This window comes from Pseudomonas sp. G5(2012) (assembly GCF_000408945.1).
In the GTDB taxonomy this organism is placed as follows: Bacteria; Pseudomonadota; Gammaproteobacteria; order Pseudomonadales; family Pseudomonadaceae; genus Aquipseudomonas; species Aquipseudomonas umsongensis.
In genome coordinates this window covers 1-26,037 of record NZ_APIO01000024.1, presented here as the reverse complement: position 1 = coordinate 26,037, position 26,037 = coordinate 1, and the positions used below count along the sequence as shown (strand labels likewise).

The following is a 26,037-nucleotide window of genomic DNA, read 5'->3' as shown; positions in this document are numbered from 1 at the left end:
CCTGTGACGCCCCGCATCACTGCTGCGCACGGCTCAATTAACGCGTCGTCAGTGGAACGCAGAGCGTCCCTGGCGGCATTCCCACGCAGAGCGTGGGAACGATCAAATCGAACAGCATTCCCCTGCACACCGTCCCCGCAGGAGCGGTGTACAGGTCACCCACCAGGGCCTACTTGGGTTGCGGCACCACGCGCAAATACGGTTTCAGGGTCTTGAAGCCATCCGGATACTTCTTCCTCGCATCCTCATCGGAAACCGACGTCGGAATGATCACGTCTTCGCCCGGACGCCAGTTCACAGGCGTGGCGACGGTGTGCTTGGCGTTCAGTTGCAGTGAGTCGAGCAGGCGCAGCACTTCGTCGAAATTACGCCCGGCGCTCATCGGGTAGATCAGCATCGCCTTGACCTTCTTGTCCGGGCCGATGATGAACACCGAACGCACCGTGGCGTTGTCCACGGCGGTGCGCTGGCCGCCGCTGGCATTGGGGTGAATCATGTCGTAGAGCTTGGCCACCACCAGGTTGTCGTCACCGATCATCGGATAGTTCACCGCATGGCCCTGGGTTTCCTCGATGTCGCCGACCCAGGCGCGGTGGTCGCTGACCGGGTCGATGCTCAAGCCGACGATCTTGGTGTTGCGTTTGTCGAACTCGGGCTTCAGCCGGGCCATATAGCCAAGCTCGGTGGTGCAGACCGGCGTGAAGTCCTTGGGGTGCGAGAACAGGATGGCCCATTTGTCGCCGATCCATTCGTGGAAGTGGATCGGCCCCTCGGTACTGTCGGCGGTGAAATCCGGTGCCTCATCTCCAATGCGGATAGTCATGTTCGATCTCCTTGGTGTAATGGTCGGGGATGTCTTGCATGCTCAGGTTTTTCGGACCTCAATCAGTGTAGTCAGGAACACGCTTTTCAAAACCTTCCCTGGCGTCAATCCAGCAAAGCGATCAACTGATGACGCTGCGCATCGGTAAGCATCGGGCCGAAACCGGCGCTGGCGTTTTCCGTCATGTAGCGCGGGTTGCCAGTGCCGGGGATGACGCAGGTCACCGCCGAATGCGACAACAGGAACTTGAGTGCCAAAGGTGGCCAACTCTTGATCCCGACTTGCGCGGCCCAGCCGGGCAACGGTTTGCCCTGCAACCGCGCGATCAATCCACCGCCGCCGAACGGCCGGTTGCAGATCACCGCGACACCGCGGTCGCGACACAGTGGCAGGAGGCGTTTTTCGACGCCGCGATCATCCAGCGCGTAGTTGATCTGCAGGAAGTCCAGCGGCTCAGCCTTGAGCACGGCCTCCACTTCGTCATAGGCCGACGCGGTGTAATGGGTGATGCCGATGTAGCGAATGCGTCCTTCTTCCTTCCACTGGCGCAGGGTCGGCAGGTGGGTTTGCCAGTCCAGCAGATTGTGGATCTGCATCAGGTCGATGCGGTCGGTCTGCAGCAGCTTGAACGATTGCTCCATCTGCGCAATGCCATCCTCGCGGCCACGGGTCCACACCTTGGTCGCCAGGAACGCTGGCGATCGTGGCTCGTGAATCGACAGCAGCTCGCCGGTGGTCTGCTCGGCGCGACCGTACATCGGCGAACTGTCGATGACCTTGCCGCCCTTTTCAAACAACGCGTCAAGCACGGCTGGCAAGCTGCGGTACGCAGGATCCGAAGGCGCCACATCGAAGCCGCGATAGGTGCCAAGGCCGACAGCGGGCAATGGCTCTTTGCTGGAAGGAATGACGCGGGTCATCATGGTCTTGCCTCCTGTTCCCGCCGCTGGCGAGGTTTGCGCACCGCTCGGGCCGAGCGTGAAGACCGCCGAAGCGGCGGCAGCCACCGTGAGTATTTGCCTGCGGGTCAAACCTTGCGCATGGCTCATGACGATTCCCTCACCGGTGGCCCGGCTCCTGTGGTCCAGCTTCGGCCATTCGCGCCTGGCGCCTGGCCAGCCACAGGCACAACCCGCCCCACACTCCCGCCACCGGCACGACCGCCAGCGCGACCAGGCCGAACCCTGCGCCCAGGGCCGTCAAACCGGCCGACAACCAACCACTGGCAGCGTCACCGCCACGATAGACCAGGGTTTCGATCACATTCTTGGCCTTGTATTTCTCTTCACGGCTGACCACCGTCCACAGCACCTCACGCGCCGGCCGGACCACGCCGAACTCCACCGCGCGGCGCAGTCCCTGGGCCAGTGCCACGCTGGCTGGCACCGGTGCCAGTGCCATGGCGCAAAACGCCACGACTGTCGCCAGGGGCAGCGCCAGCAACGCGCCACCTATGCCCACCAGACGAATCAACGGCGCCGTCAGCAGCAACTGACAGACCAGGGTCAGCGCCGACACCAGCAAATCGACCACGGCGAAAAATTGCGTCCTGCTGCCTACATCAGCGTAGCTGCCAGCGACGATCCGTCCCTGCTCGAAATACAACAAAGTCGCGGCGCTGGTGTGCAGAAGCATGAAGGCCACCAACCCCAAGAGATAAGGCGAGTGCAGGATCAGCGTGATCCCGGCGAGCATGCTGCCCCCCAGGCGCCGTTCGTCCAATATCCGGTTGGCCTGCTGCGATTGCGTCCTCGCCAGCAGCCCCCGATAGCAATGCACCGCCAGTTCCAGCAGCAGCGCCGCGCCGACGGTCAACGCCAGCGGGCCCAAACGAGTGGCCATGGTCGCCGCCAGCAAGGGCCCGATAAAGGTGCCCAGGGTGCCGCCGGCCGCGATGCAGCCGAACAGCCGTCGCCCCTGCTCGTTGGAGAAACGGTCGACTAGCACACTCCAGAAAATCGAGACGATGAACAGGTTGTAGAGGCTGATCCAGACAAAGAACACCCGCCCGACCGTCACCGGCGCGACGTGGTTGCCGATCAACAGGCCAAACACCAGCATCGACACGGCAATCACCCGGTAAATCAAGGGTACGAAGCGCGTGGCCGGCAACCGCGACGCCAGCGTGCCAAACACCGGCACCATCAGCAGCATCACCACGAAGGTGGCGGTGAACAGCCACTGCAACTTCTCGACACCGCCCTCAAGACCCAAGGCATCGCGCAACGGTCGTACCAGGTAATAACTGGCAAGCACGCAGAAATGGAACGCAAAACCCAAGGCCAGGGCCGCTCTTTCTGCAGGCAACACGTTGAGCCACTTGAGCGCCATGGGCATCGGTGCCCTCCTTTACCGCCAGCTACACTCTGACAGCACCCCGGAGCCGTCAATGTTGCCCACTAACGTTAGCCGAATGTCTCGTACCCTGGTGTTACTCGTCGTCATCGCCGCTGTGCTGTACCTGGCGCTCTGCGCGGCCCTGTTCGCGTTTCAGCGCGCACTGATCTACTACCCGCAGCCCCGCGCCGTCGACTCGCCCGAGACACTGCTGACGTTGCCCGTGGACGAGGCGCAGGTGCTGGTGTCGGTGCGGTCGCATGCCGGGCCCAAGGCGCTGATTTATTTCGGTGGCAATGCCGAGGACGTCTCGCGCAGCCTGCCGGAGTTCGACCGGGCCTTTCCCGAGCATGCCCTGTACCTGCTGCATTACCGTGGATACGGTGGCAGCAGCGGTTCACCGTCCGAAGAAACGATTGCTCGCGATGCCATGAGCTTGTTCGACAAGGTCTACGCCGACCACCCGCAGGTGGCGGTGGTCGGACGCAGCCTGGGCTCGGGGGTCGCGGTGCGCCTGGCCAGTTATCGGCCGGTGGCGAAACTGCTGCTGATCACGCCGTACAACAGCCTGGAGGAATTGGCTGAGCGCCAGTTCCGCTGGCTGCCGGTGCGGTGGCTGCTCAAGGATAAATTCGAATCCTGGCGCTACGCCGAGCACATCACTGTGCCGACGCGCCTGATCGCCGCTGAGCACGACGAGGTGATTCCAGGCGCAAGCACCCGGCGCCTCTACAGCCATTTCCGCCCGGGCGTGGCGACGCTGCAGGTGATTGCAGGCACCGGGCACAACTCGATCGGTAATAGCCCCGAATACCTCAAGGCGCTGAGGGATGGCTTGTAATCGCGTCATCGTTCTTCGCCCGTAGGAGCGAGGCTTGCCCGCGAACCAGACGCCGCGGTGTAGCTGTAAGACCCCTTGTAGGAGCAAGGCTGCCCGCCCTGGCTTTCATGAGAAACATCCTTATTGATCTTAAAGTTGGGTTTTACCGCGATCATCTGGAAAACGTTGCATAGAACAACGATTACGCCCCCATAGCGTTCAGTCAGATGAACCGACCAACTGGCTCTGGATCTTCTGCACCACGCCTTGCATCGCCGGCAGGTAACGTCGGGCCGCTTCCTCGACGGACATCGCTTTGGCAATGTAGACCAGATTCAGACACCCCATCAGCCTCGCCTCAAAGGTGATGGGTATCGCAATGGCCGCAATCTTGCGCTCCTGCCCCCAATGCGAGTTGTTTTCGCCATACCCCTTGGCGACGGTGTGCTGTACCAACCGGTCGACAAAACGGCGATCGGCAGCCAGCGGCGACTGTTCGTCGTCGCGGCTGATCATCAACTCGATCAACTCTTCGCGTTCGGCAGGCGGGCAGAACGCAAAGTAGGCACGCCCGGTGGCGGTCATCAACAATGGCAGGCGCCGGCCGACCATGGAGCGATGGAACGAAAGGCGGCTGAAGCGATGAGTGGTTTCGCGAATGACCATGGCGTCGCCATCCAGCGTACACAGGTCCGTCGGCCAAACCACCTCTTGCAGCAGTTCGCCGAGCAACGGCGCGGCGATCGAAGAAATCCATTGTTCATCGCGAAATCCCTCACTCAATTCGCGCACTTTGAGGGTCAGGCGATAGCTGTCATCCGACTCGCTGCGCCGCACATAACCCTCGGCCTGCAAGGTTTCCAGCAGCCGTCGGACCGTGGTCCGATGCAGCCCGCTGCGCTCGGCCAGTTGTGCGGTGCTGGCCCCGCCGTCGAAGCGATTCAAGCTGTTGATCAGGGCCAGGCCACGCATCAATCCCCGCACGGACTTGTATTCGGTCTCGCTCATTGATCTTTCCTTTTTTGTTGTAAATCAACGATGTGCACCCAGTGCACACTAACAAGGGTTGTCGTTGTCCACCAGTACCGCGATTCACATACTGCGCCCAACAAGAAATCCAAAAGCGCTGTATGGAGATACCCATGAGTCCTGCACCCTCGCCCTCCACGCTGGAACTGAGCACTGACGTCGCCATCGTCGGCGCCGGCCCGGTCGGATTGATGATCGCCAACTACCTGGGCCAATGCGGCGTGAACGTCACCCTGGTGGAAAAGCTCGACCGCCTGATCGATTATCCCCGTGCCATTGGCCTGGATGACGAAAGCCTGCGCACCTTCCAGGCAGTCGGCCTGGCCGAAAACGTTCTGCCGCACACCACCCCCTGGCACGCCATGCGCTTCCTCACGCCAAAGGGTCGCTGCTTTGCCGACATCCAGCCCCGGACCGACGAGTTCGGTTGGTCGCGGCGCAACGCGTTCATTCAGCCCCTGGCCGACCGGGTGCTGTACGAAGGCTTGCAGCGCTTTAAAAACGTCAAGGTGCTGTTCAGCCGCGAACTGCAAAGCTTTGCGCAAAACGACAGCGCCGTGGTGCTCGACCTCAAGGACCAGAACGGTCGCGATGAACGCCTGCATGCCCGTTACCTGATCGGCTGCGACGGCGGCAACAGCCTGGTGCGACGCAGCCTGGACATCAGCTTCGAAGGCAAGACCGCGCCCAACCAGTGGATCGTCGTCGACATCGCCAACGACCCGCTGGCCACGCCACACGTTTACCTGTGCTGCGACCCGGTGCGGCCCTATGTGTCAGCCGCCCTGCCCCACGGTGTGCGTCGTTTCGAATTCATGGTCATGCCCGGCGAAACCGAAGCCGAGTTGAGCAAGCCCGAGAACATGCGCAAGTTGCTCGCCAAAGTACTGCCCGACCCCGACCGCATCGAGCTGATTCGCAGCCGCGTCTATACCCACAACGCGCGCCTGGCCGGTCGATTCCGCCAGGGCCGGGTGCTGTTGGCCGGCGACGCCGCGCACATCATGCCGGTGTGGCAGGGCCAGGGTTACAACAGCGGCATGCGCGACGCCTCGAACCTGGCGTGGAAGCTGTCGCTGGTGATCAAGGGCCTGGCCGCCGACAGCCTGCTCGACAGCTACGAACAGGAGCGCCGCGACCACGCCAAGGCCATGATCGACCTGTCCGTGCTCGCCGGCCATGTCCTGGCGCCGCCCAAGCGCTGGCAAGGCACCCTGCGCGATGGCGTGTCCTGGCTGCTCAATTACGTGCCACCGGTCAAGCGCTACTTCCTGGAGATGCGCTTCAAGCCAATGCCGCAATACACCCGTGGCGCCTTGATCGCCCCCAACGACAAGTCCTCTGCCGTGGGCAAGATGTTCATCCAGCCGCGAGTGCTGACTGAAGCGGGCGACACCCTGTTGCTCGATGAAGTGATCGGTAGCAACTTCGCGATCATTGCCTGGGGTTGCGATCCGATCTGGGGCATGAGCCGCGCGCAAGTCGAGCAATGGAGCGCCTTGGGCACGCGGTTTATCCAGGTGTTGCCAGACGTCCAGCTAAAGGCCGCCAGTGATGTGAGCCCGGGCGTGATCCGCGTCGGCGACAGCACCGGTCGTCTCAAGGAATGGTTCGCCAGTGGGTCGGCGTCCATCGCCCTGGTACGCCCGGACCGGTTCCTCGCCGGGCTGGCCATTCCGCAAACCGTTGGCCAGGCCTGCGATCAATTGACCCTGGCGCTCAAGGCACTGCCGCAAACGCCCGCGACGACCGTCGCCAGCCAGGTGGCTTGAGATGAGCGCTTATCTGCACTGCCTGTCGCACACCCCGCTGGTGGGCCACGTCGACCCGACGCCGCAGGTGCTGGCCGAAGTCGACGCGATGACCGCCGAGGCCCGCGAGCGCATCGCCCGCTTTGCCCCGCAACTGATCGTGCTGTTCGGGCCGGACCACTACAACGGCTTTTTCTACGATGTGATGCCGGCGTTCTGCATCGGCATGGCGGCCGATGCCATTGGCGATTTCGACACGGCCGCCGGTCCCCTGGACGTGCCCAAGGCGCTCGCCGAAGCCTGCGCCCAATCGGTCCTGGATGCTGGCGTCGACATCGCCGTGTCCTACCGCATGCAGGTCGACCACGCATTCGCCCAGCCCCTGGAGCTGTTGCTCGGCGGCTTGCAGGGCTGCCCGGTGATTCCGGTGTTCATCAATTGCGTCGCCGTGCCCCTGCCCGGTTTCAAGCGCGCCCGGCTGCTCGGGGAAGCCATCGGCCAGTGGGCGAAGTCGCTGGACAAGCGCGTGTTGTTCCTCGCCTCCGGTGGCTTGTCCCACCAGCCACCGGTGCCGGAACTGGCCAAGGTCGATGCGCGCATGGCCGATCGCCTGATGGGCAGCGGTCGTCAGTTGCCAGTCGATGAACGCCAGGCGCGGCAGAACCGGGTCATTCAAGCCGCCCGGGACTTCGTCCAGGACCCACACAGCCTGCACCCGCTCAACCCGACATGGGATCAGGAATTTCTCGACACCCTCGAGCAGGGTCGAGTCAGTGACCTAGATGCCCTGGGCAATGACCAGTTGTCGGCCCTGGCCGGCAAATCCACCCATGAAGTGAAGACCTGGGTCGCCGCCTTTGCCGCGCTGTCCGCGTTTGGCCCGTATCGCACCGAAGGTCGCTACTACCGCCCGATTCCCGAATGGATTGCAGGCTTTGCCGCCCTTGGCGCCCAGCCGCTGAACAACAACTACTGAATCCAAGGAACTGTCATGACTGCCACTGCGTTCACCGAAACCTCCACCAGTCGCTTTGCCCGTATCAAGGAAGGCGACCTGGATCTGCAACTGCATTACAACGACGTCGGCCAGGGTGCTGAAACCGTGGTCATGCTCCATGGCTCAGGCCCCGGAGCCAGCGGTTGGGCCAACTTCCACCGCAACATCGACCCCTTGGTGAACGCCGGCTACCGCGTGATCCTCATGGACTGCCCAGGCTGGAGCAAGAGCGATCCGATCGTTTGCGACGGCTCGCGCTCGGACCTCAATGCCCGTGCGCTCAAAGGCCTGCTCGACGTACTCGACCTGGACCGCGTGCACATCCTCGGCAACTCCATGGGCGGCCATAGTGCCGTGGCATTCGCCCTCGCCAACCCTGAGCGCATCGGCAAACTGGTGCTGATGGGCGGTGGTACCGGCGGCCCGAGCGCCTTCGTTCCACAGCCGACAGAAGGCATCAAGTTGATCGGCGCGCTGTACCGCGACCCGACTATCGAAAACCTGAAGAAGATGATGAACGTGTTCGTCTTCGACGCCAGCAGCATCTCCGACGATTTGTTCCAGACTCGTCTCGACAACCTCCTCGCCCGGCGCGATCACCTGGAGAATTTCGTCAAGAGCAGCACCCTCAATCCCAAGCAGTTCCCGGACTTCAGCCACCGCCTGCATGAAATCAAGGCGCAAACCCTGCTGGTCTGGGGTCGTGAAGATCGCTTCGTGCCTATGGACACCGGCCTGCGCCTGCTGGCCGGCCTGCCCGACGCGCAATTGCATGTGTTTAACCGCTGCGGCCACTGGGCCCAGTGGGAACACGCCGAGACGTTCAACCGCCTGGTCCTGGACTTCCTGACCCACTGATCACCGAGGTCGACATGAACCCAATTCAAGACACCCTGGAACAGCTCGCCGCCGACCTGCGCCAGGCTGAAACCCGCCACGAAGCCATTGCGCCACTGCGCGAACAGATCGGTGAAGAGAATGCCGAGGCGGCCTACACCATCCAGCGCCTCAATGTTGCGCACGGCGTGGCCAGCGGCCGGCGCGTGGTCGGGCGCAAGATCGGCCTGACCAATCCCAAGGTCCAGGCGCAACTTGGCGTCGATCAGCCGGACTTCGGCACCCTGTTCGCGGACATGTGCTACGGCGATAACGAAACCGTACCGATGGGCCGCGTGTTGCAACCGAAGATCGAAGCCGAAATCGCGCTGATCCTGCAGCACGATCTTCCCCGTGCCGACACCACGTTTGCCGACGTGATGGCGGCTACCGGTTGGGTCGTCCCGGCATTGGAAATCGTCGGCAGCCGGGTCCAGGGCTGGAACATCCGCTTCGTCGACACCGTGGCCGACAATGCCTCCAGCGGCTGCTTCGTGCTCGGCGGCCCGGTCCGTCGCCTCGATGGTCTGGACTTGCGCGAGGCCAGCATGCGCATGACCCGCAACGGCGAAGAAGTCTCCAGCGGCAGCGGCGCCGAATGCCTCGGTCATCCCCTCAACGCCGCCGTGTGGCTGGCTCGCACCATGGCAAGCCTGGGCGATCCGCTACGGGCCGGCGACATCATTCTGACCGGCGCACTCGGGCCGATGGTCGCGGTCGCTGCCGGCGACCGTTTTGAAGCCGAGATCGAGGGTATCGGTCGTGTCGCGGTCGACTTTGCATAAGGGGCAACAACCATGAAAAAACTCAAAGTCGCCATCGTCGGCTCCGGCAACATCGGCACCGACCTGATGATCAAGATCCTGCGCAACGCCCAACACCTGGAAATGGCGGTGATGGTCGGCATCGATCCGGCCTCCGACGGCCTGGCCCGGGCCCAGCGCATGGGCGTGGCCGTCACCCACGAAGGCGTCGAAGGCCTGACCCGCATGGACGTGTTCAAGGACATCGACTTCGTCTTCGACGCCACGTCCGCTGGTGCCCATGTGAAGAACGACGCGTTCCTGCGTTCGATCAAACCCGGCATCCGCCTGATCGACCTAACGCCGGCGGCCATCGGCCCGTACTGCGTGCCGGTGGTCAACCTGGAGCAGAACCTCAGTCAGCTCAACGTCAACATGGTCACCTGCGGAGGCCAGGCGACGATCCCCATGGTCGCGGCGGTGTCGCGGGTGGCCAAGGTGCACTACGCAGAAATCGTCGCCTCGATCGCCAGCAAGTCCGCCGGCCCCGGCACCCGCGCCAACATCGACGAATTTACCGAAACCACCTCCAAGGCGATCGAAGTGATCGGTGGTGCGAGCAAGGGCAAGGCGATCATCGTGATGAACCCGGCCGAACCGCCGCTGATGATGCGCGACACGGTGTTCGTGTTGTCCGAGGCGGCGGACCCGGCGCTGGTCGAGGCCTCGATCGTCGAGATGGCCGCCGCCGTGCAGGCCTATGTGCCAGGTTATCGCCTGAAGCAAAAAGTGCAGTTCGACGTGATCCCGCAAGACGCGCCGCTGCACATCCCCGGCCTGGGCCAATTCTCCGGCCTGAAGACCTCGGTGTTCCTCGAAGTCGAAGGCGCCGCCCATTACCTGCCAGCCTACGCCGGCAACCTCGACATCATGACCTCCGCAGCCTTGGCCACCGCCGAGCGCATGGCGCAGTCGATGCTCAACGCCTGAGGAGCCTTTCATGAACGGCAAGAAACTCTACATCTCCGACGTGACCCTGCGCGATGGCAGCCACGCGGTGCGTCACCAGTATTCGCTGCAGAATGTGCAGGACATCGCCCGCGCACTGGACAAGGCCCGCGTCGATTCGATCGAAGTCGCTCACGGCGACGGCCTGCAAGGCTCGAGCTTCAACTATGGCTTTGCCGCGCACACCGACCTGGAGTGGATCGAAGCCGCCGCCGATGTCATCAGCCACGCCAAGATCACCACCTTGCTGTTGCCCGGGATCGGCACCGTGCATGACCTCAAGGCCGCCTACAACGCCGGGGCCCGGGTGGTGCGCATCGCCACCCATTGCACCGAGGCCGACGTGTCGAAACAGCACATCGAATACGCCCGCGAGCTGGGCATGGACACCGTCGGTTTCCTGATGATGAGCCACATGATCCCGGCCGAGCAGTTGGCCGTCCAGGCCAAGCTGATGGAAAGCTACGGCGCGACCTGCGTGTACATGGCCGACTCCGGCGGTGCGATGAACATGCAGGATGTGCGCGAGCGATTCCGCGCGTTCAAGGCGGTGCTCAAGCCGGAAACCGAGACTGGCATGCACGCCCATCACAACCTGTCGCTGGGCGTGGCCAACTCGATCACCGCGGTCGAGGAAGGTTGCGACCGCATCGACGCCAGCCTCGCGGGCATGGGTGCCGGTGCCGGCAACGCGCCGCTGGAAGTGTTCATCGCCGCCGCCGAGCGCCTGGGCTGGAACCACGGCACCGACCTGTACACGCTGATGGACGCCGCCGACGACATCGTCCGCCCGCTGCAGGACCGTGCGGTGCGGGTCGACCGCGAGACCCTGGCGTTGGGATACGCGGGCGTCTATTCGAGCTTCCTGCGCCACGCCGAAATCGCCGCTGCCAAATATGGCCTGAAGACCCTCGACATCCTCGTCGAGTTGGGCAAGCGGCGCATGGTCGGCGGCCAGGAAGACATGATCGTCGACGTCGCGCTGGACCTGCTCAAGCGCTGACGTCACACAACCCTGTAGGAGCGAGCAGGCTCGCTCCTACAAGGTCGACCCTCTGTTTGCCATAACAACAATAAAACGGGTACATCCCCATGACATCGCTGAACGTGACAACCCCGCTCTACCTGGCGCGGACCATCGGTCTGTGCTTCCTCGTCGCCTTGATGGAAGGCCTCGACCTGCAAGCCTCGGGAATCGCCGCCCAAGGCATGGCGGCAGCCTTCCAACTGGACAAACTGCACATGGGCTGGGTCTTCAGCGCCGGGATCTTCGGTCTGCTGCCCGGTGCCTTCTTCGGCGGCCTGCTGGCCGATCGCATCGGGCGCAAACGCGTGCTGATGGCCTCGGTAGCCCTGTTCGGGCTGTTTTCGTTGCTCACAGCCATGGCTTGGGACTTCAACAGTTTGCTGATCGCCCGGTGCCTGACCGGCGTGGGCCTGGGTGCCGCCCTGCCCAACCTGATCGCCTTGAGCAGCGAAGTGGCGGGGCCACGCCTGCGCGGCACTGCCGTGAGCCTGATGTACTGTGGCGTACCGCTGGGTGCGGCAATGGCGGCCAGCATCGGTATCGCCGACCTGGCCGGCGGCTGGCAGGTGGTGTTCTACGTCGGTGGCGTGGTGCCCCTATTGATCGTGCCGCTGCTTGGACTTTACCTGCCGGAGTCGGCGCAGTTTCTTGGGCGAGCACAGGACACCGCTCCACGCGGAGTAGTCCGCGGCCTGTTCCGGGAAGGCGCGGCGCTGCCGACCGCGATGATCTGGGTCAGCTATTTCTTTACGCTCATGGTGGTCTACATCCTGATCAACTGGCTGCCCAGCCTGTTGATTGGCCAAGGCTTCAGTGGTGCCCAGGCGAGCTGGGTGATGCTGGCGCTGCAGTTCGGCGCGGCAGCCGGCACCCTGTCGCTCGGCTGGGTGATGGACCGGCTGCCGGCCTGGGCGCTGTCCGCGTTGATCTATGTCGGCCTGCTCGCCTCACTGACTGCACTGGGCATGGCCAGCCAATTGCAAAGCATGTTGCTGGCCGGTTTCGTCGCCGGCTTTTTCGCCACTGGCGGGCAATGCGTGCTGTATGCCCTGGCACCGCATTTCTATCGTCCATCGGTACGCGCCACTGGCGTCGGCAGCGCCGTTGCCATCGGCCGTTTGGGTGCCATGAGCGGCCCCTTGGTGGCCGGCAAAATGCTCGCACTGGGTACCGGCACCGCCGGCGTGATGATGGCTTCGGCGCCGGGGATCGTCATCGCGGCATTGGCGATGTTTTACCTGTCGGTACGACGCAACGGCGCTCAAGCCGACTGATACCGCTCAACGCAATTCCCCGCGTCGCGACGGCGCGGGCACTCCAACAACAATAAAAGTGAACCCTGCCATGCTCAGTAACTCTCGAAAGGCGCTCAGCGCTTGCGCCTGCGTTTTGTCCGTTGGCCAGGCTTGCGCCGCGGGTTTTGTCGACGACAGCCACGCCGATCTGGTTGTGCGCAACTTTTACTTCGACCGCAATTACGTGAACGCCACGCCCCAGGCGGCCGCTCGCGAATGGGCACAAGGTTTCATCCTCAACCTGCGTTCGGGCTACACCCAAGGGCCAGTCGGGTTCGGCCTTGACGCCCAGGGACTTTTGGGCGTGCGCCTGGACTCTGCACCGGACCGCACCGGTACCGGCTTGCTGCCCTTCGATCCCACCACCCGTACACCTGCCAGCGAGTACTCGGAGCTGGGCCTGACCGCCAAGGCCAGGGCTTCCAATAGCGAGTTGCAACTGGGCACCATCAGCACCTTCCTGCCGATCGCCTTCGCCAGCCCTACCCGGCTGCTGCCGCAGACATTCCGTGGCGCCTATCTCAAGTCCCGGGAAATAGACGACCTGACCGTGCACGCCGGCTGGCTGGATCGCATCAACCTGCGCGATTCCACCGACTACCAGAAGATGTCGGTAGCCTCACCCAACGGGCGCTTCAATGGCGCTGCCGAATCAGACCGCTTCACCTTCCTTGGCGGCGACTACGCCTGGTCGCCGCAACTGACCCTCAAGTACTACCATGCCGAACTCGCTGGCCTGTACCGCAAGGATTTCTATGGTCTGGTCGATAATCGCCCGATGGGGCCCGGCAGCCTGAAAACCGACGTGCGCCTGTTCGTCACCGGTGAAGATGGCGCCGCCAAGGCCGGCCCGGTGGACAACCGCAACGCTGCCTTGATGCTGACGTACAGCCTGGGGGCGCATAAATTCGGCGCTGGCTACATGCAACTGACCGGCAAGACCGCCATGCCCTACCTGTTCGGCACCGAGCCGTTGGTCATCACCGAAGGCACCTTGAGCTCGGAGTTCCTCAACCCCAAGGAGCGCAGTTGGCAGGTGCGCTACGACTACAACTTCGTGGGCATGGGCCTGCCGGGCCTCAATGGTGTGTTGCGCTACGTGCGCGGCGACAACATCGAGTTGCCCAAGTTGGGCGGCTCGGACCTGACGGAAAGTGAAAAGGATATCGAACTGTCCTATGTGTTGCAGGGCACCCCGCTCAAGGGCCTGGCCGTGCGCGTGCGCAACGCCTGGTATCGCAACGACTTTGCCGCGCAGGCCAGCCACCGCGATGACAATGAACTGCGGGTGAACATCGACTACACGTGGAAGCTGTTTTAGGCGTTGGCTTGCTCCCACATTTAATCCCCGATGAACTCAAAAACCCGGCACGAAGCAGATCCTCTGTGGGAGCGGGCTTGCTCCGGGCGGCGCTCCGATGAAGAGGGCGGCACATTCAGCCTTGCTGTCGCCTGACACACCGCTTTCGCGAGCAAGCCCGCTCCCACAGGATTTATGTCATTCACAAATTAAGCGATCGGTACAAAAACCTGACGGAAAAGCATGACCGCTGATCCGGAGTTTCGGCGATATCCAATAAAAACATATTTATATGCTTTAATTGATATTGTCGATCCATCCCATTCAGAGGCTGCCGTCATGAATATCAAGACACTTGCATTGATCCTCCTGGTTTTCTGCGCGCCACCGGCCTGGAGCCAGACCGCGCCCGCTCCCGCGCCTGCTCCAACCGCCGATAGCGCCGCGCTGACAACGCGCCAGGCCTTGCGCGACCTTTGGGTGGAGCACATCTTCTGGATCAGGAACTACGCGCTCGCCAACCAGGCCGCCGACCGCCAGCAGGCAAAAGTGGCGGCGGACCAGGTGGTCGACAACGCGACTAAAATCGCCAACAGCATCGCGCCGCTCTATGGCCAACCGGCCGCCGACCAACTGCTCAAGTTGCTTGCCGGTCACTGGGGCGCGGTGAAACACTACAGCGATGCCACGGTGGCCAAGGACAGCAAAGGCAAACAGGCCGCCGTTGCCGAGTTGACCAGCAATGCCAAGGCGATAGCGGCGTTCCTGGCCAGCGCCAACCCGAACCTGCCGGAAGCGACGCTGGTGAATCTGCTGTCGGCCCATGGCGGCCATCACGTCGCCCAGATCGATGAATTCGCCGCACACGATTACGCCGGCGAAGCACGTACCTGGTCGATGATGCGCACGCATATATTGGCGCTGGCGGACGCACTGACCGCCGCGCTGGTCAAGCAATTCCCCGACAAGTTCTGACACGGCGCGAGGTACACCATGCTGCAAGGACTGGGTCGAACCCAGCAGGACCTGCTCAACGCGCTGCTGCATCAAGCCGGCGGCATGAGCATCGACGAGTTGGCCGAGCACCTGGCCGTCACGCGCACGGCGATTCGCCAACACCTGGCGGCGCTGGAGCGGGATGGTCTGGTGGCGCGCGGCGAAACCCGGCCGACGGGGCGTCGTCCTGAGCAGCTGTATCAACTCACCGACCACGCCAGGGAACAGTTCCCGCGCCAGTATCAACTGCTCGCCAGCGCGCTGATCGATGAAGTGGCCGACATCATCGGCCCCGAGGCGCTGGCGACGCTGATGCGCAACCTGGGTCGCAAGCTGGCCCTGGACCGCGAACAGCAGGTGGTCGATGAAGCGAAGATCGTGCAGCACATGAATCAGGCGGGCTATGAAGCCGAGGTGTTTTTTCGCTCATCCGGCGATCAGGAAATCGTCGCCCACAACTGCGTGTTCCACCGTCTCGCCGCCGCGCACCCGGTCGTTTGTGAACTGGACCTGGCGTTGATCGGGGCGCTGGGCGGCGCTGAAGTCGAGCACACCGAATGCATGGTGCGCGGCGGTAATGTCTGTCGTTTCAAACTACGGCCGACGGAACCACCGACCCATCACTGACCTGCCCGGGCATCTGCATCTGCGCCCGCAGGAACCCCCTCAACTCGGCCGCTGCCGGCGACAGGCTATGACCCTTGCGGCACAGGATGCCGATCTGGCGCTCCACCCGGGGCTCGGCCAATGGCAGAAACACCAGCTGTTCATTGCCCTTGGGAAACGCCAGGGACGGCAGCGTGGTGATGCCGATGCCTTCTTCGAGCATCGCGATCAGCGAAATCATGTTGGAGACGAACAGCAGGCTGTTGTCGAGCAAGCTTTCCGCCTCGGTTCCCGCCAGCAGGCGCGAGGTGCCATTGCGCACCAACGGGTACGCTTGCAGGCTGGACCAATGCAGCGCCGCGCCGTTGGCCACCAACGGATGATCATGCCGACAGACCACCCCTACCCGGTCACTGAGGATCGGCACGAACTCGATGTTGTCATCCGCCACCCACACGCTGCTGATGGCAAAGTCCACCTGCCCCTGGACCAACAACTGCTGCACGCTGTCGGCGGTGCCGTCCTGGATGCTGATCTGCATTTTCGGGTGCTCGCTCACAAACCGCGCGAGCAGGTGCGGCAACAGGCGGCTGGCGACCGACGGCACCGTGGCAATGCTCACCTGGCCTATTTCGTGCCGCGCCAGCAGGCTCACTTCCCGGGCGATGCGATCGTGATGGGCGAGCAAATCCTGGAACAGCGGCAGACAGTGCGCGCCGAATGGCGTCAGCTCGGTTTTACCGCCCTTCTCGAACAGTGGCTGGCCGAGCTTCTGTTCGAGCTCGCGCACGGCCAACGACAACGCCGGTTGCGTGCGATACGCCTGCCGCGCCGCGCCGTGGAAGCTTTTGAGCTGGGCGACGAGCACGAAATAACGCAATTGAGTGATCTTCAGCTCGGGTAGCACGGTTAGTTTTCCTTATCGTTTCATATTTATTATTAATTTTTATTTGCAGAGTAATACTCTCAAGATGGGACCAACGCAATCGGAGGTTCCCATGGCACTGCAACCCTGCAAAAACTACATTGGCGGCAACTGGTGTGAAGGCCAGGGCCTTGTCGCCAACCACAGCCCTTCGGACGTCGAAGACCTGATCGGGCACTACCACCAGGCCAGCACCGAACAGACCCAGGACGCCATCGCGGCTGCCCGTGACGCCCAGCCGCAATGGGCCGCCACCGGCCTGGAACAACGCCAGCAAATCCTGATGGCCATCGGCGACGAGCTGATGTCGCGCAAGCTAGAGCTCGGCGAACTGCTCTCGCGCGAAGAGGGCAAGCCGCTGGCCGAGGGCATCGGTGAGGTCCATCGCAGCGCGCAATTCTTCCACTACTACGCCGCCGAAGTGTTGCGCCAGATGGGCGAGACGGCAGCCTCGGTACGCCCCGGGATCGAGATCGACGTCCAGCGCGAACCGGTAGGCGTGGTCGGCATCATCACCCCGTGGAATTTCCCGATGGCCACCGCCGCGTGGAAGATCGCCCCGGCCCTGGCCTTCGGTAACGCCGTGGTGTTCAAGCCGGCCAACCTGGTGCCTGCCAGCGCCTGGGCCCTGACCGAGATCATCAGCCGCCAGCCCTTGCCCGCAGGCACTTTTAACCTGGTGATGGGCAGCGGCAGCGTGGTCGGTGAAAGCCTGATCCAGTCGGCCGATATCGATGCGCTGACGTTCACCGGTTCCCTGCAGACCGGTCGCCGCGTCGCGGTTGCGACCGCCGGCAACCTGGTGCGCTGCCAACTGGAGATGGGCAGCAAGAACGCCCTGGTGGTGCTCGACGATGCCGACCTGGACATCGCCGTCGAATGCGCCTTGAACGGTGCCTTTTTCGGCACCGGGCAAAAGTGCACCGCCTCCTCGCGCCTGATCGTTTGCGATGGCATCCATGACCGGTTCGTCGAGGCGCTGGTCGCGCGCATGCGCCAGCTGAAAGTCGGCCATGCCCTTGAACAAGGAACACAGATTGGCCCCGTTGCCGAAGCTCGCCAACTGCAACAGAACCTTGATTACCTGCAGCTGGCCAAGGCAGACGGCGCGACCCTGGTCGAAGGCGGCGAATTGCTCGCCCTGGAACCAGCCGGGCACTACATGCGCCCCGCGCTGTTCACCCACACCACCAACCAGATGCGCATCAACCGTGAAGAAGTGTTCGGACCGATTGCCTGCGTGATCCGGGTGAGCGACTACGAGCAAGCCCTGGCCGTGTTGAACGACACCGAGTACGGCCTGACCGCCGGGATCATCACCCAATCGCTGCGTTATGCCAGTGACTTCAAGCGCCGCGCCCGCACCGGTTGCGTGATGGTCAACCTGCCCACCGCCGGCACCGATTACCACGTGCCGTTCGGTGGCCGCAAAAACTCGAGCTTCGGTCCGCGCGAGCAAGGGCAATACGCCCGCGAGTTCTACACCGTGGTCAAGACCACCTACGTGCGACCTTGAACGGGAGATCACCATGCACGATTTATTGATGATCGATGGCCTGCAATATTCCAACTGGAGCGAAGACATCTTCCGCCAGATGCAGGAAGGTGGCCTGAGCGCAGTACACGCCACCATCGCCTACCACGAGAACGCCCGGGAGACCCTGTCGCGCATCGGCGAGTGGAACCGCCGTTTCGAAACCTGGCCGCAGCTGATTCGCCCGGTGCGGGAGGCCTCGGACATCCGCCTGGCCCACCAGGAAGGCCGCGTCGGGATTTTCTTCGGGTTCCAGAACTGCTCGCCCATCGAAGACGACATCAGCCTGGTCGAAGTCTTCCGCCAGCTCGGCGTGTTGATCATGCAGCTGACCTATAACAACCAGAGCCTGCTGGCCAGCGGCTGTTATGAGAACGAAGACAACGGCATCAGCCGCTTTGGTCGCCAGGTCATCGCCGAGATGAACCGCGTCGGCATGCTCATTGATATGTCCCACAGCGCCGAGCGCAGCACCCTTGAAGCCATTGAGCTGTCGAGCCGGCCGGTGATCGTCTCCCACGCCAACCCGTCGAGCTTCCACGCCGCCAAACGCAACAAGTCCGACGCCGTGCTGCGCGCGATTGCCGAGTCTGGCGGCCTGCTCGGCTTCAGCACTTACCCGTTCCACCTCAAGGGAGCCTCGGGCTGCAGCCTGGAATCGTTCTGCGACATGGTCGCCAGCACGGCCGAACTGATGGGCGTGGAGCATATCGGCATCGGCACCGACCTGTGCCAGCAGCAACCTTTGCAAGTGCTCGAATGGATGCGCAACGGGCGCTGGAGCAAAGACAAGGACTACGGCGAAGGCTCCAAGGACAACGCCCACTGGCCATCACCGCTGCAATGGTTCCGCGACAGCCGGGATTTCCCGGTCATCGCCCAGGGCCTGCGCGACCGTGGGTTCGCCGAGGACGAGGTACGCAACATCATGGGACTCAACTGGTTGCGCCTGCTGGAAAGCGCGACACCTGCAAAAAACTGACCCTTGATCCACTGACCCTGGTTTCACACCGTGAGGACAGCACAGCATGAAAAATAATAACAATAGCCTCCCGTTCATCCCCCAAAGCGGCGGTGCACAGCCCCAGGCGCGTATTTTGGAGGCATCATGAAAACATCCGACACCCTGCAGGGCGACGTCCAGCCACTGGACCTTGCGCCGCCGAAAACAAACATCGACTGGCCACTGTTCCTGATCAGTGGCGGCTTCCTCGGCGCCTTCCTGATCGCAGCCCTGGTCGACATCGACGGTGTGTCGCTACTGGTGAACACGTTGTTCGCCTGGTCAACGAAGTTCTTTGGCTTGTACTGGCAGATCCTGATGCTGGCGACCTTCGCCATGAGCCTGTTCATCTGCTTCAGCAAGTGCGGGCGCGTACGGCTCGGCGGCGTCGACCGACGTCCCGATACCAGTACTTTCAACTGGATCGCCGTGATCATGTGCGCCCTGCTCGCCGGTGGGGGTGCCTTCTGGGCGGCGGCGGAACCGATGATGCACTTCGCCAGTCCGCCACCGCTGTTCGCGGGCATGCAACCGCATACCGAAGCGGCAGGCCACACCGCGCTCGCGCAATCGTTCGTGCACTGGGGCTTCCTCGCTTGGGCGGTTTTGGGCAGCTTGCTGGCCATTGTGCTGATGCACTTGCACTACGACAAAGGCTTGCCACTGGCACCGCGAACCTTGCTCTATCCACTGTTCGGTGAACGTGCACTCAAGGGGCCGATTGGTACCCTGGCCGACGCCACGTCGATTATCGCCGTGGTCGCCGGCACCATCGGCCCGATCGGTTTCCTCGGCCTGCAGATCAGCAGCGCGTTGCACTCGGTGTGGGGCATTCCCAACGACCTGATGGTGCAGTCCATCACCATCGTGCTGGTCACGGTGATGTACACCATCTCCTGCCTGGTCGGGCTCGAGGGAATCCGCTTCGTCAGCGGGATCAACGTCTGGCTGATGATTGGCCTGGCGGTGTTCATGGTACTGCTGGGGCCCACTGCGTTCATCCTAGGCGGTTTCCCCACGGCGTTCGCCTTGCACATTGAACAGTTCATCCCGATGACCCTGTTCCGTGCCGACCCGAAATGGCTCGACTGGTGGACGGTGTTCTACTGGGGCTGGTTCATCGGTTACGCGCCGATGGTGGCGCTCTACGTGGCGAAGATCTCCCGGGGCCGGACCATCCGCGAAGTGATCATGACCCTGTCGATCATCGCCCCGCTGGTGACCATGTTCTGGTTCACCATTGTCGGTGGCGCCGGCATCGGCATGGAATTGCAGAACCCGGGCATCGTCACCGCCCACGGCGCGCAACCGGAAGACCTGCTGCTGGGCGTGACCCAGAACCTGCCCTTGGGCGGGCTGATCTCGGCGCTGTTCCTGTTCCTGAGCTTCATCTCGGTAGCCACCAATGGCGATGCCATGGCCTTCACCGTGGCGATGGCGATGTCCGCGAATGACAAGCCCAAGGCATGGCTGCGCGCCTTCTGGGCGATCGGCATGGGCCTGGCCGCCGTGGTGCTGATCACCATCGGCTCGGGTGGGGTCACGGCGCTGCAATCCTTTATCGTCATCACTGCCGTACCGGTTTCGCTGCTGATCCTGCCGTCGCTCTGGGATGCACTGCGCATCGCCCGGCAGATGGCTCGTGAACAGGCAGTCTGATAATGAACAGTCCAGGAATCGCAATGATGTCGCACACCGACACAGACACCTCTTCGGCCTTGCGCCCCGCCGCCCGGGTCATGGACCTGGAACGGCTGGGCAGTCACTTCCAGAGCCGCCTGAGTTTCGTGCGCAGCAGCATGCGCAAGATGATGAACGAGCAATGGCGTATCGAGCGCACTCGCTTCGATCTTGACGCCGAGGGCTTCGGCACGGCGATCTATCGGATCGACACCGCCAGTGCCCACTATCACTGCGTGATTTTCTCGATGTACCTGCCGCCGGAAAAACGCAGTGACCGGGTCATTGCCGATCAGTGGGACGTCAGCTTCGTGCTGTTGGCCGGCGATGTCGACGAGCCGCAACTGGCCGACTTGCGGCGCAACGTGCCGTTGCAGGAAGCCGGGCGTTTCGATGCGCGGGTGCTGGTGCTGTCACGGGCCAACCGCAGCCTGCGCAACTTCGAGCGCTTCCTCGGGGCGCTGGCGGAAGGTTGCCAGCCAGACCCACGGCAATTGGCCGAGGTCGGCTACCTGTATCGCACCACCGCCGTGTACGGCAACGGCAAGTTCGGCATCGCCGACTTCAGTTGCCTGCAAGGCAATGCCGACTTCACCCAACCGTTCAGCGCGCAGATGTTCACCGTGTACCTGCTGCGGCATTTCAGCATCGAGCAGATCGAGCACATGGCCCGGGCGCGCAATCCGCAACGGGCGGTCGGGCTGGACATCGAGCTGCAACGCTACCTGGGGGTTGGCAACTCCACGGGGCTGGGCATGGCGCCCTTCCTGATCAATCACCCACAACTGGTCAATCAGTGGGTGTGTGCCCGTGAAACCGCACTGGCGAAGGTGGTGGCTCAACCGGCCGACGTGCCCCGCGCGCAGCGTTTCCAGGCACTGCTGCAGCGGGCTCGGCAACACCTGCAACAAACCAGTACCGAGGATCAACGGCAAAGCGCGATCGATCGGCAGACCCTGGCCGATCTCGACCGCTTGAGCGAGTGGTTCGCCTGTCAGCCCGTCAGCGCCGAACTGTGGTCACGGCTGCAAGACTGGGTTGAGCTGAACACCGGCTTTGGCTGCCAGGAACTGCTGGTCAGCCTGCTGCTGGAGCTGTACCCCGAACAGGTCGATCCGCTGGCCGAGCAGATGTCGGTCAACGAGGGCTTTCGCCTGAACGCCGAGATGCCGCTGGACGCGCTGTGCAACCTGATCGAGACCCACTACCGCTGGGCGCTCGACTACGACCTTGAAGGGGCCGAGGCCAACCACTTCTTCTGGTATCGCTCGGCGGAAAAGGAAGAGCCACGCCTGGGCGAACGGGCCATGGAGCCTGGCGCGGAAAAGGAAATGCAGTTGGGCATCGCCCACAACCTCCAGCGTTGCCACCGTGCCTTGCTGGCCTACCGCGAACGCCATCCGCAGCAATTGACCGCGCATTTCCTGCTCGCCCAGCCGTCGTTCAAAGGCACCGTATGCCGGCTGCAGGGCATGGCCCGTTGCGCCTTCGGGGAAATCCGCGCCAACCTGATGGAACGCAACATGCTGCCGATCCACTTGCTGCGTTGCAAACTGGCGTTCTTCGGCGCTGGCAAGTTCGACCCCAAGTCCAGCCGCTGGGTGCGCATCACCTTGTTCCAGGGTGCGCCACTGGTCAGTGAGATTGGCCAGCCTTTCGCCGATGACTGGAATTTCGCCGTGATGCCGACACTGCCCACCGCTGCCGGAGAACACTGATATGCGCGTCTCGCTCAATGAAATCCAGGTGATCTGCCGCAAGGCCTTCGAGGGTATCGGCTTCGCCCCCGGTGACTGCGAAGACGCCGCCGAGATGATCGCGCGCCTGCAACTGCAAGGCCTCGATGGCATCGGCGCGTTGAAAAAGGCCTTGGCCTTTCTCCACGACGAAGTCGATCGCCCGATCGAAACCTGCTACGAAGATGCCGCGCAGTTGACCCTCGATGCCCACGGCCAAAGTGTCTTGCGCTGCGCCGCCCAGGCGGTGGAGCTGGGTGTCGGCAAGGCGTTGCGCGGCGGCAGTGCGTTGATCCGCATTCGCCATTGCCATAACCGCATCCTGCTGCTCGGCTACCTGGCGCGCTGTGCCCCGGAGGCGCTGAATTTTTGCGTGTACTGGCGTGATGCACGCCAGGAAATGGTTGCCACGTTCAGCGCCGGGCAAACCCGCCCGACCCTGCGGGTGTATGACCTGCCCCAACCGGCGCAGAGCGACGAACAAAGCATCAATGTGCTGATCTCCAGGCACTTCGCGCTGCTGCCGCGACTCAGTGCCGAGGATGCCCTGCCTGCCACCTACCCGCAGCCCGCAGAGGGGCTGGTCGTCGACGATGACGTCTGGACCCAACTGAAAAAACTGGGCGAACGGGTGCTGGTGGAAAGCACCGAGGAGTCGCGTCGGCGCGGTGCTGGCGAAAGCAGCGATGCCCGATAAAACCTTGCAATGTTCCAGGAATCAATCAATGAAACACGCGATCAAGACTGACCTTTTCGCCTCGCGCGCGCCACTGGAATGGGCGGTGGTCGGCAACGGCACGCTGTACACCGCACAGATCCCCATCGACCGCGAAGGCCAGGTCGTCAGCGGCGGCATCGAAGCGCAAACCCGGCAGAGCCTGGACAATCTGCGCCATACCCTGCAAGCCGCCGGCAGCGACCTGGACGCGGTTACCCAGGTGCTGATCTACGTCACCGACCGTAGCTACCTGGCGACGGTGAACGCGATCTATGGCGAGTATTTCCAGGCGCCCTACCCCAACCGGGCAGCCATTGTCGTGGCCGGGTTGGCTCGGGAGGAGATGTTGGTGGAACTGGTGGTGTACGCCTGTCTCTGACGGCCCACCAATTGCTGCCGCAACGGCCACTTAGGGTTTGATGAAAACCCTGTGGGAGCGAGCCTGCTCGCGATGGTCGTCAACGAAAACGCTGGCTGCCTGACACCCCGCGGTGCTTGCTCCTCCATCGCGAGCAGGCTCGCTCCCACAGAGTCGCCCCATACCCTTCGTCGGGTGCACGATCCGGCAAGCAAAACGCCTCCCCGCCGCCTTGAACCTTGTCCCAAGACGCCAGTCTTAGACGGGCATTTTTTCCTCCTACCCATCGTTGTCATCTCATCAGAGCTGTCCGCACCATGCGCCCAACCGCCCTCGCCTTGCGCTTCACTTCGCTGTGCCTGTTGACCTCGCTGCCCCTGATTTCCACCCCCGCCCACGCCGGTGCGGAGCGACAATTGGTGGACGCCATCAACGATTACCGAGCCCATCCGGAAGATTGCGCAAGGCGTCCCGCCCAACGCTTGTCGCCGCTGGCCCTGAAGTCGAGCCTGGCCTTGCCGGTCGGCTACGGCGGTGGCTTGCGCGACCGCTTGAAAGCTTCCGGGTACCAGGCCGTGGCGGTGCGCTCCATTCGCGTGGTGGGTGCCCAAGATGCCGAGGAGGCCTTTGAGATGCTGCAGAGTGATCATTGCGCCGCCTTGCTGGATAACCAGTATGCCGACATAGGCGTCAGTCGCAGTCGCGGTGAATGGCAAGTGGTGCTGGCGCGGCCTGTGCTGGACAGTCGGATGAGCGATCCGCGCAGCGTCGGCAAAACCTTGCTCGCCCAGGTCAATGCCGCCCGGGCCAAACCGCGCCTGTGCGGTCGCCAGCGCTTTGCCGCCGCGCGGCCCTTGGCCTGGAATGCCAGCCTCGGCGCGGCGGCGCAAGGGCACAGCAAAGCCATGGCCTACGGCAATTACTTCGCCCACCGCGACCCCGATGGCGACATGCCCGCCGACCGCGCGCGCGCCGCAGGTTTCCGTGGCCGACAGATTGGTGAAAACATCGCCGCCGGCCAAGGTTCACCGAACAAGGCCATGGCCGGCTGGCTGGCCAGCCCCGGGCATTGTGCCAACCTGATGAACCCGATATTCACGCAAGTGGGTGCCGCCTATGCGACGGACGCACGCAGTGATCAAGGCGTTTACTGGACGATGCTGTTCGGCGCGCAATGACCGCTGCACCGGGCATCATCGCGATGCCCGGTACTTCGGCAAGCGGTTACTTCACCAGCCGGGTTTCCCGAGACGGCCGGTAACCGAAATAGGCGCTGTAGCACTTGCTGAAGTGGCTCGGTGATACGAAACCGCAGGCCACCGAGACTTCAACGATGGTCAACGTGGTGTGCTGCAGCAATCGACGTGCCTCGGTGATACGCAGATCCATGTAGTAGCGCTGGGGTGTCGTGCCCAGTTGCTCCTTGAACAGACGCTCGATCTGCCGGCGAGATCGACCGGCATAAAGACAGAGCGCCTCCATCTCCAGCGGCTCTTCCAGATTGGCGTCCATCAGATTGACCACCTCCCTCAGCGGGCCACTGACGGACACATTCAAGGTGGGTTTGATGCGCCGGTAACGGGACGCTTCAAACGCCAGGATATCTTCGATACCGTCAGTCAACGCCTTGTCATGCAAACCCCTGATCCACTCCAGCGCCATGTAGAAACTGCCCGTTGGGCTGGACGCCGTCAGGCGGTCGCGATCGACCACGTAGGCTTCGCTGGTGACCTGGGTGAGCCTGGCGATTTCCGCCAGCGCCGGACGATGCTCCGGGTGCATGGCGCAGCGATAGCCGTCGAGCAATCCGGCTTGCCCGAGAAACCAGGCGCCGTTCCAGATGCCAGCCAGCGCAACCCCCTGTTCGGCCGCGTCGCGCAACAAGCCGGTCAAACCGTCGTCGGCCTTGAGGGCCGTGCGGTAGCCGCCACAGACAACCAACAGGTCCAGCGCTTGTATTTCGATCGGGTCCAGGCGCGCATCGGGTCGAATCACCAACCCCAGGTCGCTGACGACTTCCCCTTCGGACAACCCGAAGGTTTTCGTCGAAAACAGCTCGGGTCGCAGCAGGTTGGCGGTGACGATGGTGTCGAGCGCCTGGGTGAACGCCGGCAAGGAAAAATGTTCCAGCAACAGGAAGCCGGCCCGGGCCCGCACGGACTGGCCTTCATGGTCTTTGAGGTAGCGAAGGTTTTTACCCTTCATGGCACCGCTGAACTGACGTCGCTCTACCAACGTTCGCCTCGCCTTTCGTGTTGATCAAGATGAGATATTTCCCGCATCGATAGCCGTCTCTCGCGGCGGCTATCGATGCGCGCTCTGTTTACGCCAGTTGCACCCCATGAGCAAGTACAGTGGGTTGTGATCGTTCCCACGCTCTGCGTGGGAATGCATCCTGTGACGCTCCGCGTCAGCATTGCGCATGGCTCACGTCCTGCGTCGTCAGCGGAACGCGGAGCGTCCCTGGCGGCATTC

The 26,037-nt window shown here is 62.9% G+C and carries 24 protein-coding genes; 18 read left to right on the top strand and 6 right to left on the bottom strand.

The window, feature by feature from the left end; translation table 11 throughout:
- Window positions 1-169: 169 nt before the first annotated feature.
- From PG5_RS07225 to PG5_RS07215, 3 genes are all read right to left on the bottom strand, one after another.
- Window positions 170-823 carry a peroxiredoxin gene (locus PG5_RS07225; RefSeq protein WP_020796455.1) on the bottom strand — a complete coding sequence of 218 codons (654 nt, stop codon included), beginning with the start codon at window positions 821-823 and terminating at the stop codon, window positions 170-172.
- A 104-nt stretch (window positions 824-927) separates the two neighbouring features.
- Entirely contained in the window at window positions 928-1,872 is a 945-nt protein-coding gene (locus tag PG5_RS07220) for an aldo/keto reductase (RefSeq protein ID WP_020796454.1), read from the bottom strand.
- Window positions 1,873-1,882: 10 nt separating this feature from the next.
- A complete protein-coding gene (locus PG5_RS07215) occupies window positions 1,883-3,160 on the bottom strand; it encodes an NTP/NDP exchange transporter (protein ID WP_020796453.1) in 1,278 nt (425 codons plus the stop codon).
- 52 nt (window positions 3,161-3,212) lie between these two features.
- Here PG5_RS07215 and PG5_RS07210 point away from each other — a divergent pair, with 52 nt between their 5' ends.
- Window positions 3,213-4,001, top strand: coding sequence for an alpha/beta hydrolase (locus tag PG5_RS07210; protein WP_020796452.1), 789 nt, complete (start codon window positions 3,213-3,215; stop codon window positions 3,999-4,001).
- A 198-nt stretch (window positions 4,002-4,199) separates the two neighbouring features.
- Here the strand turns inward: PG5_RS07210 and PG5_RS07205 are convergent, their stop codons facing one another.
- Entirely contained in the window at window positions 4,200-4,988 is a 789-nt protein-coding gene (locus tag PG5_RS07205) for a DNA-binding transcriptional regulator (RefSeq protein WP_020796451.1), read from the bottom strand.
- Window positions 4,989-5,122: 134 nt separating this feature from the next.
- Between PG5_RS07205 and PG5_RS07200 the strand changes: the two genes are divergently transcribed.
- From PG5_RS07200 to PG5_RS07155, 10 genes are all read left to right on the top strand, one after another.
- On the top strand, window positions 5,123-6,781 hold the full coding sequence (locus PG5_RS07200; protein ID WP_020796450.1) for a bifunctional 3-(3-hydroxy-phenyl)propionate/3-hydroxycinnamic acid hydroxylase: 1,659 nt from the start codon (window positions 5,123-5,125) through the stop codon (window positions 6,779-6,781).
- A gap of 1 nt (window position 6,782) precedes the next feature.
- On the top strand, window positions 6,783-7,736 hold the full coding sequence (gene mhpB / locus PG5_RS07195; protein WP_020796449.1) for a 3-carboxyethylcatechol 2,3-dioxygenase: 954 nt from the start codon (window positions 6,783-6,785) through the stop codon (window positions 7,734-7,736).
- A gap of 15 nt (window positions 7,737-7,751) precedes the next feature.
- A complete protein-coding gene (locus tag PG5_RS07190) occupies window positions 7,752-8,615 on the top strand; it encodes an alpha/beta fold hydrolase (protein ID WP_020796448.1) in 864 nt (287 codons plus the stop codon).
- Window positions 8,616-8,629: 14 nt separating this feature from the next.
- On the top strand, window positions 8,630-9,418 hold the full coding sequence (gene mhpD / locus PG5_RS07185; protein WP_020796447.1) for a 2-keto-4-pentenoate hydratase: 789 nt from the start codon (window positions 8,630-8,632) through the stop codon (window positions 9,416-9,418).
- A gap of 12 nt (window positions 9,419-9,430) precedes the next feature.
- Window positions 9,431-10,366 (top strand): acetaldehyde dehydrogenase (acetylating), encoded by a 936-nt coding sequence (locus PG5_RS07180; RefSeq protein WP_020796446.1) that lies wholly within the window; start codon window positions 9,431-9,433, stop codon window positions 10,364-10,366.
- A 10-nt stretch (window positions 10,367-10,376) separates the two neighbouring features.
- Window positions 10,377-11,387, top strand: coding sequence for a 4-hydroxy-2-oxovalerate aldolase (gene dmpG / locus PG5_RS07175; RefSeq protein ID WP_020796445.1), 1,011 nt, complete (start codon window positions 10,377-10,379; stop codon window positions 11,385-11,387).
- 89 nt (window positions 11,388-11,476) lie between these two features.
- Complete coding sequence (gene mhpT / locus PG5_RS07170) at window positions 11,477-12,685, top strand: 3-(3-hydroxy-phenyl)propionate transporter MhpT (RefSeq protein ID WP_020796444.1); 1,209 nt, start codon at window positions 11,477-11,479, stop codon at window positions 12,683-12,685.
- Between the two features lie 70 nt (window positions 12,686-12,755).
- Window positions 12,756-14,027, top strand: coding sequence for an OprD family porin (locus tag PG5_RS07165; RefSeq protein WP_020796443.1), 1,272 nt, complete (start codon window positions 12,756-12,758; stop codon window positions 14,025-14,027).
- Between the two features lie 318 nt (window positions 14,028-14,345).
- Entirely contained in the window at window positions 14,346-14,981 is a 636-nt protein-coding gene (locus PG5_RS07160; RefSeq protein WP_042955267.1) for a hypothetical protein, read from the top strand.
- A gap of 18 nt (window positions 14,982-14,999) precedes the next feature.
- Window positions 15,000-15,629: a metalloregulator ArsR/SmtB family transcription factor gene (locus PG5_RS07155; RefSeq protein ID WP_020796441.1), complete on the top strand. Its 630-nt coding sequence runs from the start codon at window positions 15,000-15,002 to the stop codon at window positions 15,627-15,629.
- Here the strand turns inward: PG5_RS07155 and PG5_RS07150 are convergent.
- Window positions 15,592-16,515 carry a LysR family transcriptional regulator gene (locus tag PG5_RS07150; RefSeq protein ID WP_020796440.1) on the bottom strand — a complete coding sequence of 308 codons (924 nt, stop codon included), beginning with the start codon at window positions 16,513-16,515 and terminating at the stop codon, window positions 15,592-15,594. The genes PG5_RS07155 and PG5_RS07150 overlap by 38 nt on opposite strands.
- Window positions 16,516-16,606: 91 nt before the next feature.
- Between PG5_RS07150 and PG5_RS07145 the strand changes: the two genes are divergently transcribed.
- The 7 genes from PG5_RS07145 (at window position 16,607) to PG5_RS07115 (ending at window position 24,740) form a co-directional block, all read left to right on the top strand.
- Window positions 16,607-18,049 (top strand): aldehyde dehydrogenase family protein, encoded by a 1,443-nt coding sequence (locus tag PG5_RS07145; protein WP_020796439.1) that lies wholly within the window; start codon window positions 16,607-16,609, stop codon window positions 18,047-18,049.
- Window positions 18,050-18,062: 13 nt separating this feature from the next.
- Window positions 18,063-19,049: a dipeptidase gene (locus tag PG5_RS07140; RefSeq protein ID WP_020796438.1), complete on the top strand. Its 987-nt coding sequence runs from the start codon at window positions 18,063-18,065 to the stop codon at window positions 19,047-19,049.
- 126 nt (window positions 19,050-19,175) lie between these two features.
- Window positions 19,176-20,729 (top strand): BCCT family transporter, encoded by a 1,554-nt coding sequence (locus tag PG5_RS07135; protein WP_020796437.1) that lies wholly within the window; start codon window positions 19,176-19,178, stop codon window positions 20,727-20,729.
- 23 nt (window positions 20,730-20,752) lie between these two features.
- Window positions 20,753-22,468 (top strand): hypothetical protein, encoded by a 1,716-nt coding sequence (locus tag PG5_RS07130; RefSeq protein ID WP_020796436.1) that lies wholly within the window; start codon window positions 20,753-20,755, stop codon window positions 22,466-22,468.
- A gap of 1 nt (window position 22,469) precedes the next feature.
- Window positions 22,470-23,183: a DUF3726 domain-containing protein gene (locus PG5_RS07125; protein ID WP_020796435.1), complete on the top strand. Its 714-nt coding sequence runs from the start codon at window positions 22,470-22,472 to the stop codon at window positions 23,181-23,183.
- A 28-nt stretch (window positions 23,184-23,211) separates the two neighbouring features.
- Complete coding sequence (locus PG5_RS07120) at window positions 23,212-23,583, top strand: RidA family protein (RefSeq protein ID WP_020796434.1); 372 nt, start codon at window positions 23,212-23,214, stop codon at window positions 23,581-23,583.
- A 296-nt stretch (window positions 23,584-23,879) separates the two neighbouring features.
- Complete coding sequence (locus PG5_RS07115; protein WP_020796433.1) at window positions 23,880-24,740, top strand: CAP domain-containing protein; 861 nt, start codon at window positions 23,880-23,882, stop codon at window positions 24,738-24,740.
- A 46-nt stretch (window positions 24,741-24,786) separates the two neighbouring features.
- Here PG5_RS07115 and PG5_RS07110 read toward each other — a convergent pair whose 3' ends face one another.
- Window positions 24,787-25,797, bottom strand: a complete 1,011-nt coding sequence (locus tag PG5_RS07110) for a GlxA family transcriptional regulator (RefSeq protein WP_020796432.1) — start codon at window positions 25,795-25,797, stop codon at window positions 24,787-24,789.
- Between the last annotated feature and the right edge of the window lie 240 nt (window positions 25,798-26,037).